Origin of the sequence: Alicyclobacillus fructus (genome assembly GCF_017329605.1) — a bacterium.
GTDB lineage: Bacteria > Bacillota > Bacilli > Alicyclobacillales > Alicyclobacillaceae > Alicyclobacillus > Alicyclobacillus fructus.
Genome location: NZ_JAFMTY010000002.1, coordinates 152,820 through 168,750, shown reverse-complemented (window position 1 = coordinate 168,750; position 15,931 = coordinate 152,820). Strand labels below are relative to the sequence as shown.

The window sequence follows — 15,931 nt, the reverse complement described above, 5'->3', positions numbered from 1 at the left end:
AAATCTCTCCCGCCCCCCCCCCCCCCCCCCCCCCAACACCCCCCCCCCCCCCCCCCCGCCCGGCCGCGGGCCGCTCACCCACCCCCCCAAAACCGGGGGGGGGGCCCCCCCCTCAAGCGCGCGCCCCCCCACTTCGCGTTTGGTCTAGGACATCGACTCGAGGCTGATCCGCGGATCCACCAGACTGTAGAGGATGTCCGCCAGCAGGTTGCCGATGATGGTCAGCGCGCCGAGGAACATCGTCACGCCAAGCAGCACGGGATAGTCCAAGGTACCCACGGCGTTCCAATACAAGAGGCCCATGCCCGGATAGTTGAAAATCTCTTCGATGAACAGCGCGCCAGCGAAGAGCGCCGGGAACGACAGGCCAAACAGCGTGATCTGCGGCAGAACGGAGTTCCGCAGGACGTGCCGCCAGAGCACCTGCGACTCCCGCAGTCCTTTGGCTCTCGCCGTGCGCACGTAATCCATGAGCAACGTTTCGCGCACGGATGAGCGCATGTACCGCGAGTACCCAGCCAAGGTGACCAGCGTCAGTGTCGCGGCGGGCAGGATGAGGTGATGGAGCCAATCCCAGAAGCCTGGGTTCGGATCCTGCGGGTTCACCACGCCGCCGGACGGGAACCAGTGCAACTGGATGGAGAAGAACATCACCATGAGGATGCCCAGCCAGAACGACGGCATCGAGTAAAAGAAGTAGTTCAACACGGTGATGATGTGATCGGCAATCGTATTTTCGAAGTACGCCTGGACCGTACCGATCAGCATCGCAAACAGCTGCGCAAAAATGGTCGCAATCAAGACCAGCGACAGTGTGTTGGGCAACGCGTGACCGATGAGATAGGTCACCGGTTCCGTGTAGTTATACGAGTATCCGAGGTTGCCGTGGAGGATGTTCCACAACCAGATCAGATACTGCATGTAGAGCGGCTTATTCAAGCCAAGCGACTGCGCCAGGGCCGCGGCCCGCTGCGGCGTGTAGTGCTGGCCGAGCAGAATGCGAACCGGATTGCCCGGCACGATGTGCAACAAGATAAACGTGATAATCGAAATTCCGATGAGCGACGGAATGGCCTGCAGGATGCGGCGCACAATGTAGCTCAGCACTCGGGCTCACCCCACTTCCGTGATCGACTTGCGCCATCAATCGGTGCGCGTTTCAAGCGCATGGCGCAGGCCATCGCCGATAAAGTTGACGAACAGCTGCGAGCACAAGATCAGAATGCCGGGCGGATAGATGAGCCACCAAGCGTTCTGGAAGATGTAGTTCATCGCAGCGGACAAATCGGCGCCCCAGTTCGGAGCCGGAGGCGGCAACCCTAGTCCTAGGAATGATAGACCCGCAATCGAGAGAATGGAGTCTGCGACTGCGAAGGTCGTGGTCACCAGCACCGTTCCGATAAAGTTCGGAACGAGATATTTGGTCATCAACCGCCAGGTTCGCACGCCCGCCAAGAGCGCCGCCTCGACGTAGGTCTCGTTCTTGATCTTCAACACTTCGCCGCGGACGATACGGCTCACGCCGAGCCAGCTGGTCGCAGCAAGCACGAAGATCATGAGGCCGACGTTTGGCTTGAACGTCGCGTTGAGGAACAGCAGGATGAAGATGCTCGGAATCGACAGCAGGATGTCGACAATGCGCATCAGAACGATGTCGACCCAGCCGCCCGCCAGCGCACTCACCATGCCGTACAGCGTACCAAACGCCATCGCGACCAAGGCGGACAAGAAGCCGACTTCGAGTGAGGCTTGGCCGCCCACCATCATGCGCGCGAGCACGTCGTGACCGGCGTCGTCCGTGCCCAGCGGATGCTTGGCGCTCGGCGGTTGGAGCAACGCCGTGAAATCCCCTTGAGTCGGACTGACGTGGTACAGCATGGGGCCGAGGAAGCAGAAGGCAAACAGCAACACCATGCCGATCACGCCAATCGAGCTCAGCGGATACCGCCAGAAACGCTTCCACGTGCGCCACTTGGTGGCCTGCACGCGCGGCTCGCCTGCAGAATTTGCGACTTGCGTCTCTGTGACCACGCCTTTCCCTCCTTTCTTCCGCGCGGCTGGTGCGCCCAGCCGCGCCATGATGGTTCATCCTCACTTGGACATCCAGATATAGTTGAACAGTGGATAACCAGTTGTCGGATTCAGATACTGCTCAGTCGCATTGTGCACGTTCGGTGCGACCGCGGTGAGGCTCGCCACACCATTGGTCCACAGCACCGGCACCTGCTTCGCGCAGTACTCCTCGTAGGCGAAAAACGCCTTGAGGGACGCCTGCTGCGACGGCGCGGGAGAGGTGGTCGCTGCAATGAGCTTGTCAAGCACCGGGTCGTTGTAGCCGAAGCCATCCAGGCCTCCGGGCTCAAAGAGCTGTTCACCCGACGGATACGAGCCGCCGTACGTGATGCCCGTGCCGGCTGCAGCAGCCCACTTTCCGGGATTGGACGTGTCCTGGATCATCCCGAAGATCTCGGACAGCGGCATCGGCTTGAGCGTGATCTGAACGCCAATTTGCTTCCAATCCTGCTGAATGAGCTCCATCATCTGCGTCGTCGACTGCGTGCCGCTCGGATAAATCACCTGGAACTTGAGCTGCACGCCGTTTTTCGTCATCACGCCGTTTTGCATCTTCCAGCCGTCCGACTCCAGCAGTTGCCGCGCCTTCGCCAGGCTGAATGGAAAGAGCGGCTTCGCGAGGTTCGGAGCGAAGAAGATGGTTTTCGGCGTCGTCGGGATGGGCCCGTACTGCGGCGGCGCAAAGCCGTGATAGATGTCCTGGTTGATGGCGTTCTGGTCGATCGCGTACTCGAGCGCCTGCCTCACTTTCACGTCGCTGAACGCCGCGTACATGGGCGATCCCTTTTGCTGATTGAGCTCGATAAAGTTGTACCCAAAGTTGTACGCCGGCGCCACGGTATAACCGGACGAGGTCAGCGACTGACGCGACTCGTACTGCGACAGATCCAGATACCCCAAGTTCACCGCACCGGTCTTCAGCGCCGCGAACTCCGCATCGTTGGTCGCCTCATACTGGAAGATCAGCTTGTCGAGCGTGCTCTTGTGCCCGCCGAACGTCGGATTCGGCACCAGCACCCACGATTGACTGCTCTTTGCGCTCTGCAGCTTGAACGGCCCGTCGACCACCGTGAAGAACGCAGGGTTCGTCGCTTGCTTGCCGAGGTAGATGATCTCCTGCCGGATGTCGTTCGGGTACTTGTTCCAAGCGTGCTTCGGCAGAGCCGTCAACTGTCCGATGCCGTTGTAGATGAACCATTGCTGGTTCACCGGCTTCTTCAGCGTGATCACGACCGTATACGGATCCTTCGCCACGACGCTTTGCACATTGTCCGGCACGCCGCCTGAGCCCGCATTGTAATTGGGCCACGGCGGAGGCGCGTCCTTGGCGTCAGTCGCCTTGATCAACTCGTAATCCCAGACGACGTCATCCGCGGTTACCGGGTGCCCGTCCGACCATTTCCAGTTTTTCTTCAAGGAAATGGTGTACACGGTCCCCGCCTGGTTGTACGTGATGTTTTGCGCGAAGCTGTCGGCGTAATCGATCTGGTACCGATGGTCGATATAGATCACGCCAGGATAAAGCTGCGTGTAAAGCTGCGCGTTGTACAGGCTCGCATTGCCGGCGTTCGAGATGGGCAAGTACCAAGTGATATTGGTCGCTGGCGGCAGGGCGTAGATCAACGTACCGCCCTTTTGCACGCCGTTCCCGCCCGTCCCCGCGGCGTTCTGCGGGCTCGCGCCGCCACAACCGACCACGGCGCCAAGCGCAATCGCGGCCGCCAAGCCGCTCGAGAGAACCTGCGCTTTCCGTCTCATCGAACTTCCCCCTTTGACGAACCCTGCCCCTAGGGTCTCGAAACCGGGGGAAGTTCATGCACCGCGTCGTACCGCTTCAGCCATGCAGATGGCAGGCGACCCAGTGATCCGGATGAACTTGGACCGGTTTCGGCATGGTCTCACGGCACACATCCATCACGCGCGGGCAGCGCGTGTGGAACGGACATCCGGACGGCGGGTTCGCCGGGCTCGGCACGTCGCCCTGCAGGATGATCCGCTCGCGGCGCTTGGTCCGCCTGGGTTCGGGCGCGGCCGAAAGAAGCGCCTGCGTGTACGGGTGCAGCGGATCCTGATACAGCGAATGCTTGGGGCCGATCTCGACCAGATGACCGAGATACATCACGCCCACGCGATCGCTGATGTGCCGCACCACCGCCAGGTTGTGCGAGATGAACAGGTACGACAGGTTGAACTGATGTTTCAGGTCCATCAGCAGATTCAAGATCTGCGACTGAATGGACACGTCGAGCGCGGAGACCGCCTCGTCCGCGACGATGAGCTTCGGATTCAACGCGAGCGCCCGCGCGATGCCGATGCGCTGGCGCTGCCCACCCGAAAACTCGTGTGGATAGCGGTTGATGTCACTCGGGCGCAGGCCGACGGTCTTGAGCAGCTCGCCCGCTCGCTCGAACGCCTCCGACTTGGATAGCACCTTGTTGACGATGAGCGGCTCCGCGATACTCTCCCCAACTGACATCCGCGGATTCAAGGAGGCGTAAGGGTCCTGGAACACCATCTGCGACTTGCGCCGGCTGGCTCGGAGCTCCTCCCCCTTGGCGTGCGTGATGTCCTTGCCGTCCAGGATGATTTTCCCCGACGTCGGCGTCGTCAACCGCATAATCATGCGGCCCGTGGTCGACTTGCCGCAGCCCGATTCGCCCACGATGCCGAGCGTCTCGCCGGGCTTGACCTGGAACGAGACGCCGTCCACGGCGCGAACGTGGCCCACGGTACGCTTCAGAAGGCCGGATTTAATCGGAAAGTACTTTTTCAGATCCTGGACTTCGAGCACGTACTCGCTCATGCGCTCCCTCCTTTCTGTCAGACGAGATCGCAACGGACCAAGTGACCCGGAGCCACTTCGCGCAACTCAGGCATCTTCTCGAAGCAGGACGGCTTGGCGATGGGGCATCGCTCGGCGAACCGGCACCCCTTCGGGAAGTTCGCGGCGCTCGGCACCGTCCCCGGAATGGAGTAGAGCACGTCCTTGTCCTCTTCGAGCGAGGGGATGGAATCCATCAGCGCGCGCGTGTACGGGTGCTTGGGTTCCGAGAACAGCGTGTCGGCATCCACGGACTCCACCACCTGGCCCGCGTACATGACCACGACGTGATCGGCCATGTCGGCCACCACCCCGAGATCGTGGGTGATGAGGATGATGGCGGTACTCGTCTCGCGCCTCATTTTCTTCATGAGATCGAGAACCTGGGCCTGGATGGTCACGTCAAGCGCGGTGGTGGGCTCGTCCGCGATGAGCAGCTTGGGCTCGCAGATCATCGCCATGGCGATCATGACGCGCTGCCGCATGCCGCCCGAAAGCTGATGGGGATATTCGCGCACAATCTGCTCCGCCCGCGGAACGCCCACAAACTTGAGCATTTCAATCGCGCGATCCAGCGCTTCGCGTTTCGGCACCCCTCGGTGCCGAACCAAAACTTCCGAAATTTGCGTGCCGATGCTGAGCACCGGGTTGAGCGCGGTCATCGGCTCCTGGAAGATCATCGCGATCTCGCTGCCGCGCACGTCCGCCATTTCGCGGTCGCTCAGCTGAAGGAGATCCCTGCCGTCGAACAGAATCTGCCCTCCGACAATCTTCCCGTACGGCCGAGGCACGAGCCGCATAATGGACAGCGACGTCATGCTCTTGCCGCAGCCCGACTCGCCCACGATGCAGACGACCTGCCCGCGGTCGACTTCGATGTCGATCCCGTCGACCGCCTTGACCGTCGCCTGTTTGCTCACGAAGTACGTCTTCAAGTCGCGAATCGCGAGGAGCGGTTCGGCCACGTCTTGCCCCTCCCATCTGTCGAAGCGTCAACTTTCAGTTTCGATTTCGGAACCTGTATGACAACGTCACATGAGTGCATTCGGAGTCTCGTCCTGCGTCCGAAATCGCAGCTGACCATGCACGTACCGTGCCTAGTATAGCGCAAATTGTATCGACGGCCAGCCTCCGTGTAAAGGAGCGCGACAGGCAAGGCCAGCACGTATTTCCATCCCAAAACGACAAGAATCGCGAACTTTCGCCGCTTTCTCCAGCCTTCGTAGGAAACTAAGAATTCTCTTACCATCCCGTCTGACCGGCGGAGCTGCCGAAGCGGCAAGAAATCTTACGAAAGCGCAAACATTTGGATATCCCCGATTTCTTCAAAGACCTGTGCTCGCTGCGTTTCAAGCGGCGTTCAAGCCTGCAGTGTACAATAAAAGCGGTCCAGTTCCGAGGCACCGAACCACGCGGGAGGTTATCCAATGCGCATTCTGCTCGTCGAAGACGAGGTGCGGCTCGCGTCCGCACTCAAGCAACTTCTCAAAGAACACCAGTACGCGGTCGACGTCGCTCACGACGGCGAAACCGGCTGCGATCTCGCCCTCACCGACAGCTACGATCTCGCCATTTTGGACATCATGCTGCCGAAGATGAGCGGCCTCGACATCTTGCGCGCCATGCGCAAAGCGGGTCTTCAGACCCCCGTGCTGCTCCTCACCGCCAAAGATACGGTCGAGGACCGCGTCACGGGCCTCGACGCAGGCGCCGACGACTATCTGGTCAAGCCGTTTGACAACAAGGAGCTTCTGGCGCGCGTGCGGGCCCTGTCGCGGCGCACCGGCCAACTGGCCGGCGGTGACGCCATCGAGGCGGGCCCGTTTCGACTCGATCTTAACACTCGAACCGTCACGCGCAACGGGGAACCCCTGGCGCTGACGGCCAAGGAGTTCCAATTGCTCGAACTGTTCATCCGCAATCCAAACAAAGTTCTGTCCAAAGAGGTCATTCTCGATCGCGTCTGGGGGCCGGACGCGGACGTCATTGGCAATGCGGTGGAAAACTACGTGCACTTCTTGCGGAAGAAGATCGACGAGCCCAACCTGCCGTCGTACATCACCACCGTGCGGGGCGTGGGATATATGTTCCACCCGGACCCGGCGGCGGGCCGCAAGGCGTGAGAAGGGACGTGCGGCTTGTTTAAGCGGCTGAGCCTACGGCTGACCCTGTTGACGGTCGTCCTCTTGGTGATCCTGTACAGCATTACGTCGCTCGCACTCTTCGGGATCATTCGCGGCTTTGTGATGCGCAGCATCGACTTCACCCTGCGCCAGGCGGCCTACCGAGTGGCCAACACGGCCGTGCTGACGGGCATTCCGAGCTTCGCGTCGACGGGATCGCCGGAAATCAACTTTGTCCTCGCGGACAACGGCATTTACACGTCGCTGGCCGATTCCGACCTCGCGGACGCGTTGGAGAACCGCCTGAGTCGGTCGACGGATCGCCCCATGTTTTTCAATTTCACGTACCAGGGGGAGCACTATCGCGTGTACGAGCTGCCCATCGCGGCGGGATCGGGGGGACCTGCTTATGTGGCGACGGTCCTCGACGACACGCAGACGGTGCGGGCCTTGAGCGATCTGCGTTCCGTGATCGTCATCGTGGGACTGTTTGGCATTTGCGGGGCGACACTCGTCGGCTTCATCTTGTCGGAGCGCATGTTGCAGCCCATCCGCAGGGCCTTTCAACGCCAGCTCGAGTTTGTAGCCGATGCGTCCCACGAATTGAGGACGCCGCTCGCGGTTATCCAGTCGAATCTGGGCATCGTGATGGAACACACGGATCAAACCGTCGAGGAAAACCTGGAGTGGTTGAACAATGCGCACGGCGAGGCGCGACGCCTCGCGAAGCTGGTGCAGGACTTGCTGACGCTTGCCCGGTCGGACTCGGAGCGCATGCCGGTGGAGCGGCGGCCCGTCTCCCTGAACGAGTTGCTGGACCGCATCCACGATCTGTACGAGACTATCGCCGACATGCGCGGGATTGAGCTGTCCGTGCGGGCCGAGGAGCCGCTCGTCGTGTTGGGCGATCGCGACCGCCTGCATCAGCTGCTGGTGATCTTGATCGACAACGCCATGAAATTCACCGATGCGGGAGGCAAGGTCGAGATCGCCGCGGTGCGCAGCCGAAACCAGGCGATTCTGTCCGTCCGCGATACCGGCATCGGGATCGCCAAGGAGCATTTGGAGCGCGTGTTCGACCGCTTTTACACGGTCGACACGGCGAGATCGCGCCACGGCGAAGCCAAGGGGACGGGGCTTGGGCTGTCCATCGCCAAGTGGATCGTCGAGGCGCACGGAGGGAAAATTTCCATTGCAAGCGAGGGCATCGGCAAGGGCACCACGGTGCGCGTGGAACTCCCGCTCCCGCCGAAACGGCTCTCCGGATCCGACGAAGACGAGGTCACGGGCCGAGGCGAGGCGTGACACCCACCTCCGGCAAGCGGCTCAGGAGAAAGTCGACGAGCGAAGCTTTGGCCGCACCGCTCGTCCACGCCGCCGAAGAGGCCTCGGCCAGGGTGGTGGCCTTGTCCCGCTCGATGCGCACCTCGTCTCGCCCGGCGTAGCGATAGAAGCGCTGAATCGCGGCGATGGCGGCGTCGAGATCGACCGAAATGCTGATGCAACCGTGGGCGAGCACGTAGCCAGGATGGCGCGAGGCCATGCCCGCCAATCCTCCGCGCCACGCCTGTGCCGTGCCCACGACCTTCCGCCCGCGAATGGCGACGTTGTAGTTGCCGTCGCAATAGCTCCCCGGAACATCGGTCATCTCGGCGTCGAGCCGAAGCCCGCGAAGCCACTCCACGAGCGGCTGGCACAACAGTCGATAGTACCGATCCGTGGTCGCCCCTTCCGCCTGACGCGGAAAGACAAGCGACAGGTTCAGCATCCCTTCTCCGTGCGGCACGGCGGTCCCGCCCGTGGACCGCACGAAGAGCGGCCATCCTTCCGATTCCATGCGGGCCATGGCCATCTGCCCCGCAGGCCCTGCCACGTCTCGCCGGCTGACGACGAGGCCCGTCACCGGAAGGTGCCGCCAGACGCGCACCACAGGCAGCCGCTCGCGGCGCGCCACCTGTTCGCCGAGCTTGTCGTCGTAAAGGATGTTGTCGAGCGGCGAGTCGGGCACCTCGTCGACGGACAGCTCCACCTCGCTCGGCCACAGCGGATCCCATGACGTCATCGTCCTCATCCTCCCGAATGGTTTCGAACGCCGATCAGCGGAAGCACGATGACGACAGTCGTCCCCCTCCCGACGGCGCTTCGCACGTAAATTTGCCCGCGGTACCGCTCGATGACCTGCTTGGAGATGGCGAGCCCAAGTCCGGCGCCCTGGCCCTCCCGCCGTGCCGCGTCACCGCGGTAAAACCGCTCGAACACGTGCGGCAGCACGTCTTCCGGAATGCCCTCGCCGCTGTCGGACACCGTGATGCGCGCCGTCGCGGCCTCCTCGCGCGCCATGAGCCGGATCCACCCGCCCTCCGGGGTGTGGCGCATGGCGTTGTCGACAAGCCCCACCAACACTTGTCGCAGCCGATCCGACTGGATGGCGACGCGCCCTCCCCTCGTGAGATGCACGCTCACCTCGATTTCCAGGTCGGGGCGGAGCAAGAGCGCGTCATCCCGCAGACGCGCGAATAATTCGTCCATCTCTGCCTGACCCATGCCCCCGCCCACCGGCAGGTCCTCAACCTGATCCAGGTTGGAGAGCGCCAGGAGTTCGTCCACCAGCCGCTGCAGACGTCCCACCTCGAGCACGATGTTTCTCACCGCGGGTTCCCACACGCGCGGGTTGTCGCGCCCCCAGCGGCGCAGGAGGTTGGCGTGCCCCGCGATGATGGCAAGTGGCGTGCGCAACTCGTGGGACGCGTCGGCCACGAACCGGCGCTGTTCGTCCATCGCCACGTCGATCCGGTCGAGCATCTGGTTCACCGACGCCTGCAGCGACATGAGCTCCGGCGGCAGGTCCGAGAAGGACAGCCGGCCCGACCTTCGCCACTCCACCTGCTGAATGCCCGCCATCAGGCGCGCGAGCGGTCGAAATCCCCGCTCGATGAGAATGCGCATGCCCACCGCGAACAGCGCGATCACGGCCGCGTCCAAGACGACAAACACCGCGAGCATATGCAGCGTGGCCTGGCGAATCGGGTCGAGCAAGGTGTAAATCGAGAGCTGTCCATAGCCCCCATTCTCAAACCGCACCCCCTCCGTGAGCGCCACCACCCGGTGAAAGCCGTTGGCGTCGCGCCACGCATAAGGATAGCTCCAGTGCGGTTTCGCGAAGTTCGGCCCTGGGGCAGGCATCGGGACTCTCGCCGCGATCTCGTCCACCACCGGGCCCGTGAAGACCGGTCCCATGATTTGAAATAGCACGTTTCCCTGGGCATCGGTGAGGCGGATGACCGAATCCGTCGCGGCCGCATACCGGTCCCACGTGGTGGTCACCGTCTCCTCCGCCAGCCGATCGGCGCCTTGACCGAGAAGCGTCGCCATCTCGAGGTCCATAATCCGCTTTTGCCCGACGAGGCTCGTGGCTTCGTACGACACCATGAACAAAGTGGTGAATACCAAAAGCACGATCGCGCACCACACCGTGCTCCAGATGAGCAACGTCCCCTCGATGCTCCGTCGCTTCGCGCCTCCTCGCCACCTCATGGCTCTTCGACCTCGAGCCGGTAACCCTGCCCCCGCACCGTCTTGATGTGACGGCGTTCAGGATCCAACTTTTGCCGAAGATAGCCGATATACACGTCGACGACGTTGGTGTCGCCAGGCGCCTGAAATCCCCAGACCCGCTCCAACAACTCCTGGCGCGAACACGTGCGATTCACATTGCGGAGCAGGTAGAGCAAAAGGTCGTACTCTCGCGCGGTGAGATCGACCTCCTGACCCCGGTGGACCACGCGGTGCGTGTCGAGATGCACCGTCGTGTCGCCAAACCGGAACGGAGCGCCGCTTGTCTCGTATCGCCGCCGAATGGCCCGCATCCGCGCCCACAGCTCCTCGATGGCAAACGGCTTGACCAGGTAGTCGTCCGCGCCCGCGTCCAGACCTCCCACGCGATCCGCCACCGCGCCGCGAGCCGTGAGCATCATGATGGGCACGTTCGAAAACGCCCGCACCTCGCGGCACAGATCCAGGCCGCTCATGCCGGGCAGGACGATGTCCACGAGCAACAGGTCGTACGACTGCGATCTCACCCGGTCGAGCGCGGTCTCCGCGTCCATCGCCACGTCCACTTCCACGCCCGAGAGCTCCAGCTCCAGCCGAAGAAACTCCACCAGCCCGGGCTCGTCCTCGACAATCAGGACCCGCATCGCTTGATCACCGCCCTCATCTTACCGCAATTCGGGCGCGCCTGCTTCGCCCATCGTCGCGAGCCACGCGATGAAGGCCGATGCCGCAGCCGGGACGTGGGATTCTCTGCGCCACACCAAGGTCACGGTACGCTGGCCGAGATCGCAGCCGGCGATATGGACGAGCTTCAAACGCCCTTGCGTCACGTCGTCCGCCACAGCCGGCCACGGCACGACGGCGAGGCCGAGGCCCGCCTGCACGAACCGGTTCATGGCCTCGAGGCTGTCGGTCTCCATGACGGGTGGAGCCGGCCGCTCCACACCAGCCCGATGAAGAAGTTCGTCGATTTGCCGCCTCAGCCCCGATTCTCCGTGCATGACCACGAGCGGATACCTGGCCAACTCCTCCATGGTCGCCCGCTTCGCCGCGAGCGCATGATTTGCCGGCGCCACGGCGACAAGCTCGTCTCGCCAGAGCGCCACCTGTGCGATCCCGGCGTCGCTCTCGGGAGGCGTCGTTACAATGGCGAGATCGACCGCGCGCGAGGCCAGCCGTTCCAACGTGACTTTGGACGATCCCGTCACAACCTGAAACCGCACCCGCGGATGCATCGAAGCGTACCGGGCCACAATGGCGGGCAAGCGATACAGGGTTGGGGAAAGCCCAGCGCCGATGCGCACCAGTCCCGCCTCCGGATTCGACATCTCGAGAAGCGACTCCGCCAGCTCCTCCTGCTTGCGCAAGACCTCGAGCGCATATGCGTGCACGCGTTCGCCCGCCGGGGTGAGCGCGAGCCGTTTGCCGCTCCGATCGAACAGGGCCTGGCCGAAGTGACGTTCCAGTTGCTGAATCTGGCGAGTCACCGTCGGTTGCGTCACATGGAGCGCTCGCGCCGCTTCCGATACGCTGCCCAGCGATACGACCGTGACCAAAGCCCGAAGGGCCTCGAACATCGCGATCACTCCATGCAGGTTAAGAATGAAAATGATACGTATCATTCATTTTACACATGGAAAGGCGCGGCGTACACTGGAGTTGTGCGTGAGGAGGGAACGCGCGATGTTTCACGCTGTCGTGGGCGCTCAGTATGGCGATGAAGGCAAGGGTAAGATGGTGGATTACTTGGCGGAGCAGGCGGACGTCGTCGTCCGGTATCAGGGCGGTGGCAACGCGGGCCACACCATCGTCAATGCGTACGGGAAATTTGCGCTCCACCTGGTCCCCTCAGGGATTTTTCACCCCCACACGCTCTGCGTGCTCGGGGCGGGCGTCGTCGTGAATCCGCCGAAACTCGTGGAGGAGCTCGACTCCCTGGCGAGCGCCGGGATCGACGTCCGCCGGATTGTCATCTCGGATCGCGCGCACATGGTGCTTCCGTATCACATCTGGCAGGACATGTGGGAAGAAGAGGCGAGATCGAAAAAGGTCGGCACGACGTTGCAGGGCATTGGCCCCGCGTATCAGGACAAGGTGGGGCGATTCGGCATCCAGATGGGCGAGCTGCGCGATCTCGCGCGCCTCAAGGAGCGCGTGCGCTCGGCGTTCGAAGCGAAGTGCCGCCGTCTGCCTGGTCTCGACCGTTACGGCACGTGGGAAGAGGTGTGGGAGCCCATCGCCGCGGCTCGCGACAAACTTCTCCCTTACATCGCGGACACCACCCCGCTCTTGTACGAGGCATCGCTGACCGATCAACACGTCCTGTTCGAGGGCCAGCTCGGCATCATGCGCGATCTCGACTGGGGCGTGTACCCGTTCGTGACGTCGTCCAACCCCATCGCGGGGGCCGTGTGCAGCGGAGCCGGCGTGCCGCCCACCAAAATTCAGCGCATCACGGGCATCACGAAGGCGTACACCACGGCCGTGGGCGAGGGGCCGTTCCCCACGGAGCTGCACGACGAGTTTGGCGCCTTCTTGCGCGATCGCGGTTATGAATACGGTGCAACCACCGGACGGCCGCGCGGTTGTGGCTGGCTTGACCTACCCGCGCTGCGCTACGGCGCCTGGATCAATGGGTACACCGAACTCGCGCTCATGAAGCTGGATGTGCTGTCCGGCCTCGACGAAATTCAGGTCGCGATCGCGTATGAGCTTGACGGCGATCGGCTCGAGTGGCCCCCCGCGGCCTACGACATGGAGCGAGTGAAGCCGGTGTATCAGTCGCTTCCAGGCTGGCAGGAGGACATCGGCGAGTGCCGCACATTCGCGGAACTTCCTGAGGCGGCAAAGCGGTACGTGACCTTCATCGAGGAGCAGGTCGGCGTGCCCATCCGGTACGTGAGCGTCGGACCGAGCCGCGAACAGACGATTGTGCGCGAGTAACTCGGCTTGACCTCGCTCGGGATGCTTCGCGCGGAGCAGTGGAACGGCGAAGCGCGACCTTTCATGCGCGTGACGGGCACTAGGGATGTGCGCCCGTCTCACTGCCCGCGTGATGCTCCCCAAAGCTGGGCCTGTATGGAAAACGAAGCCAGACCCAGGGTGCCTGGGGGCTAAGCGTACAAGAAAACGCTTGATGATCGCGTTCCACGGACCATCTTGCGCGGTCCGGGCTTGATACCGGCACCGCGCGATATTTCTCCTTACCGCACAGCCGCCCTCATACGTCCATATCGATCTCCAACACCACCGGACAATGGTCGCTGCCCAACACGTGGTCGTCGATCCGCGCCTCCAACACTCGATCCCTCAGGCGCTCGCTCACGAGGAAGTAATCGATCCGCCACCCGATATTCCGCTCTCTCACGCCTGGCATCTGGGACCACCACGTATATTTGTCCGTCACGTCCGGATGCAGCGCGCGGAAGGTGTCCACGAAGCCCGCTTCGAGAAGCTTGGTCATCTTCTCGCGCTCCTCGTCCGTGAAGCCCGAGTTTCCCCTGTTCGATTTGGCGTTTTTAATATCGATCTCCTGATGGGCCACATTCAGATCCCCGCACACAATGACCGGCTTCTCCCGGTCCAGGGCAGACAGATAAGACCGAAACCGGTCCTCCCATTCAAGCCGATAGGGCAGGCGAGAAAGGTCTCGCCTGGCGTTGGGTGTGTAGACCGTCACAAGAAAGAACGACGGATATTCCAGCGTGATCATCCGGCCTTCAGGGTCGATCCCGTCGCCGAACCCGTACCGAACATCCATGGGAGGAATGCGCGTAAACACAGCCGTACCTGAATACCCCTTGCGCTCGGCATCATTCCAGAACGTCTGGTAAGGATCGCCGATTGGCAGCTCGATCTGACCCGCCTGCAGCTTGGTTTCCTGAACGCAAAACACGTCCGCGTCGGCGGATTCAAAGTACGGCAAAAACGCGCCTTTGTTCACGCAGGCGCGAAGCCCATTGACGTTCCACGATACAAACCTCAACGTCGTCCCCCTCACTCAGATACTCAACCGTCGCTTGCGAGAAGTTCGAGGGCCAGCGCCAATGCCGGATCGCGCCCTGAAGATAGGTCCTCGGGCGACATGTCCACAGACACATCGGGCCGGAGACCTACGTTTTCGAACGCACGTCCGTCTGGAAGCGATGCGCGAATGGCGCCGACGCCCATGCTGAACCCGGCGCGCTGACAGATGACAGGTTGACCGGTCGACCCGGACGTCTTCTCACCGATCAAGATGGCTCGTTTCGTCACGAGGAGAGGCATCGCGAAGTCCTCAGCCGCAGACCCAGTGGCGCGATCCACCAGAACGGCCAATCGCCCTCGAAACACGGGTTCCTCCGGTTGCTCATACGGCGGTCGCCATATGGCACCGCTGCCGTCCGGTCGGATGGAGAACTCCCCCTCTCCCGCTGATCTGAGCCACAGAAAGCCGACATCGGCGGCAAACTCCGTCCACCAGGGCCAGAATCTTTCCATCACGGCCCGAATAAGCTTTGTGGGCGTCGTTCCTCCCGTGTTGCCGCGGACGTCCACCACGAGGGCGTCTGCGTTCGACACACGCGTCAACCACGCCACGGCACCTCTTCGTATGCGGGATCCGCAAAGCTTGGCACCCGAAGATATGCGACGCGATCCGGCACGAGCCAACGCCCTTCCGGCCTTTCCTTGCGCGAATCAGGGAGCGTTCGACGGATCGTGACGGTCCGCCTGCGCAGGCCGTCGTCGAATTCGAGGATCCAGAGGTCGTCGTCCACCAGGGCTGCAATGACCCGCTGCCACTCCTCTTCGCGCAGGCGCTCGTCCCGACTCCTCAGATAGGGACTCGCTTCTTCCATCCAGTCTTCCGGCGTCCGCCCATTCAACGTGACGACGGCCGTCCCCGGCCGCAGCTCTGCGTGCGCGCTTCGGACGACGTACCAGCTACCGTCAAGCCTGCGCAGGCGCAGACCCAAGTCCCCGCGGAGATTCGACGTATCCCGGAACCAGGTGTGGCGATTGCCCAGCTGCGCGACCAGCCGCTGCATCATCCGCTCAAACTCCCGGCGTGTGGAGGACCGTACGGCCTCCGCGAGGCACGCCGTATAGCAATCGTCCCACGCATCGGGCCGTATGCGGGAATCCTCCCAGTGGGCGAAATATCGCTCGACCATCGCAAACATCTTGCCGACCATCCACAGGCGATCTTCGAGGCTCACCTCGTGCTCCATCCTCGGCGCCTCCCATCCCGAACCACCGTCATCCTCGATATCAAGTTCGGTCAGGCACCTCGGAATCCCTCCCGCCTCAGATGTCGTCAAGAAGGGCGAGCGCAAGGAAAGAGCCCGCGCCGCCAGTGCCGTCAGGCACCGCCAGCACGGGC

Annotated in this window: 15 protein-coding genes; 3 read left to right on the top strand and 12 right to left on the bottom strand. The window is 62.5% G+C overall.

What is annotated here, in order from left to right:
- Positions 1-144 precede the first annotated feature (144 nt).
- The 5 genes from J3481_RS01675 to J3481_RS01655 form a co-directional block, all read right to left on the bottom strand.
- Positions 145-1,107, bottom strand: a complete 963-nt coding sequence (locus tag J3481_RS01675) for an ABC transporter permease (protein WP_206832191.1) — start codon at positions 1,105-1,107, stop codon at positions 145-147.
- Between the two features lie 36 nt (positions 1,108-1,143).
- The gene (locus J3481_RS01670) at positions 1,144-2,031 is read right to left on the bottom strand and encodes an ABC transporter permease (protein ID WP_206832190.1); all 888 of its coding nucleotides are present in this window, start codon (positions 2,029-2,031) and stop codon (positions 1,144-1,146) included.
- Positions 2,032-2,091: 60 nt separating this feature from the next.
- Positions 2,092-3,831 (bottom strand): peptide ABC transporter substrate-binding protein, encoded by a 1,740-nt coding sequence (locus J3481_RS01665; protein ID WP_206832189.1) that lies wholly within the window; start codon positions 3,829-3,831, stop codon positions 2,092-2,094.
- A 76-nt stretch (positions 3,832-3,907) separates the two neighbouring features.
- Positions 3,908-4,876 (bottom strand): ABC transporter ATP-binding protein, encoded by a 969-nt coding sequence (locus J3481_RS01660; RefSeq protein ID WP_206832188.1) that lies wholly within the window; start codon positions 4,874-4,876, stop codon positions 3,908-3,910.
- 17 nt (positions 4,877-4,893) lie between these two features.
- A complete protein-coding gene (locus J3481_RS01655; RefSeq protein ID WP_206832187.1) occupies positions 4,894-5,859 on the bottom strand; it encodes an ABC transporter ATP-binding protein in 966 nt (321 codons plus the stop codon).
- A gap of 462 nt (positions 5,860-6,321) precedes the next feature.
- Between J3481_RS01655 and J3481_RS01650 the strand changes: the two genes are divergently transcribed.
- Together J3481_RS01650 and J3481_RS01645 are read left to right on the top strand one after the other, a co-directional pair.
- Positions 6,322-7,017 carry a response regulator transcription factor gene (locus J3481_RS01650; protein WP_206832186.1) on the top strand — a complete coding sequence of 232 codons (696 nt, stop codon included), beginning with the start codon at positions 6,322-6,324 and terminating at the stop codon, positions 7,015-7,017.
- Between the two features lie 15 nt (positions 7,018-7,032).
- Positions 7,033-8,322 carry a sensor histidine kinase gene (locus J3481_RS01645; RefSeq protein ID WP_206832185.1) on the top strand — a complete coding sequence of 430 codons (1,290 nt, stop codon included), beginning with the start codon at positions 7,033-7,035 and terminating at the stop codon, positions 8,320-8,322.
- On the opposite strand, the gene J3481_RS01640 is transcribed toward J3481_RS01645, so the two are convergent.
- The 4 genes from J3481_RS01640 to J3481_RS01625 are packed head-to-tail and all read right to left on the bottom strand — an operon-like array spanning position 8,300 to position 12,146.
- Positions 8,300-9,079 carry a lipoate--protein ligase family protein gene (locus J3481_RS01640; protein ID WP_206832184.1) on the bottom strand — a complete coding sequence of 260 codons (780 nt, stop codon included), beginning with the start codon at positions 9,077-9,079 and terminating at the stop codon, positions 8,300-8,302. The genes J3481_RS01645 and J3481_RS01640 overlap by 23 nt on opposite strands.
- Before the next feature lie 5 nt (positions 9,080-9,084).
- The gene (locus tag J3481_RS01635; protein WP_206832183.1) at positions 9,085-10,551 is read right to left on the bottom strand and encodes a sensor histidine kinase; all 1,467 of its coding nucleotides are present in this window, start codon (positions 10,549-10,551) and stop codon (positions 9,085-9,087) included.
- The gene (locus tag J3481_RS01630) at positions 10,548-11,213 is read right to left on the bottom strand and encodes a response regulator transcription factor (protein WP_206832182.1); all 666 of its coding nucleotides are present in this window, start codon (positions 11,211-11,213) and stop codon (positions 10,548-10,550) included. Before J3481_RS01630 ends, J3481_RS01635 begins: the two co-directional genes overlap by 4 nt.
- Before the next feature lie 21 nt (positions 11,214-11,234).
- Complete coding sequence (locus J3481_RS01625; RefSeq protein ID WP_206832181.1) at positions 11,235-12,146, bottom strand: LysR family transcriptional regulator; 912 nt, start codon at positions 12,144-12,146, stop codon at positions 11,235-11,237.
- A gap of 106 nt (positions 12,147-12,252) precedes the next feature.
- On the opposite strand from J3481_RS01625, the gene J3481_RS01620 reads away from it, so the two are divergent.
- On the top strand, positions 12,253-13,512 hold the full coding sequence (locus J3481_RS01620; RefSeq protein ID WP_206832180.1) for an adenylosuccinate synthase: 1,260 nt from the start codon (positions 12,253-12,255) through the stop codon (positions 13,510-13,512).
- A gap of 277 nt (positions 13,513-13,789) precedes the next feature.
- On the opposite strand, the gene J3481_RS01615 is transcribed toward J3481_RS01620, so the two are convergent.
- Genes J3481_RS01615 through J3481_RS01605 form a run of 3 tightly spaced genes read right to left on the bottom strand, consistent with a single transcriptional unit; the run spans position 13,790 to position 15,779 of the window.
- Entirely contained in the window at positions 13,790-14,554 is a 765-nt protein-coding gene (locus tag J3481_RS01615; RefSeq protein ID WP_206832179.1) for an exodeoxyribonuclease III, read from the bottom strand.
- A gap of 23 nt (positions 14,555-14,577) precedes the next feature.
- The gene (locus J3481_RS01610) at positions 14,578-15,147 is read right to left on the bottom strand and encodes a S41 family peptidase (protein ID WP_206832178.1); all 570 of its coding nucleotides are present in this window, start codon (positions 15,145-15,147) and stop codon (positions 14,578-14,580) included.
- The gene (locus J3481_RS01605) at positions 15,135-15,779 is read right to left on the bottom strand and encodes a hypothetical protein (protein WP_206832177.1); all 645 of its coding nucleotides are present in this window, start codon (positions 15,777-15,779) and stop codon (positions 15,135-15,137) included. The genes J3481_RS01610 and J3481_RS01605 overlap by 13 nt, the downstream gene beginning before the upstream one ends.
- Positions 15,780-15,931 lie beyond the last annotated feature (152 nt).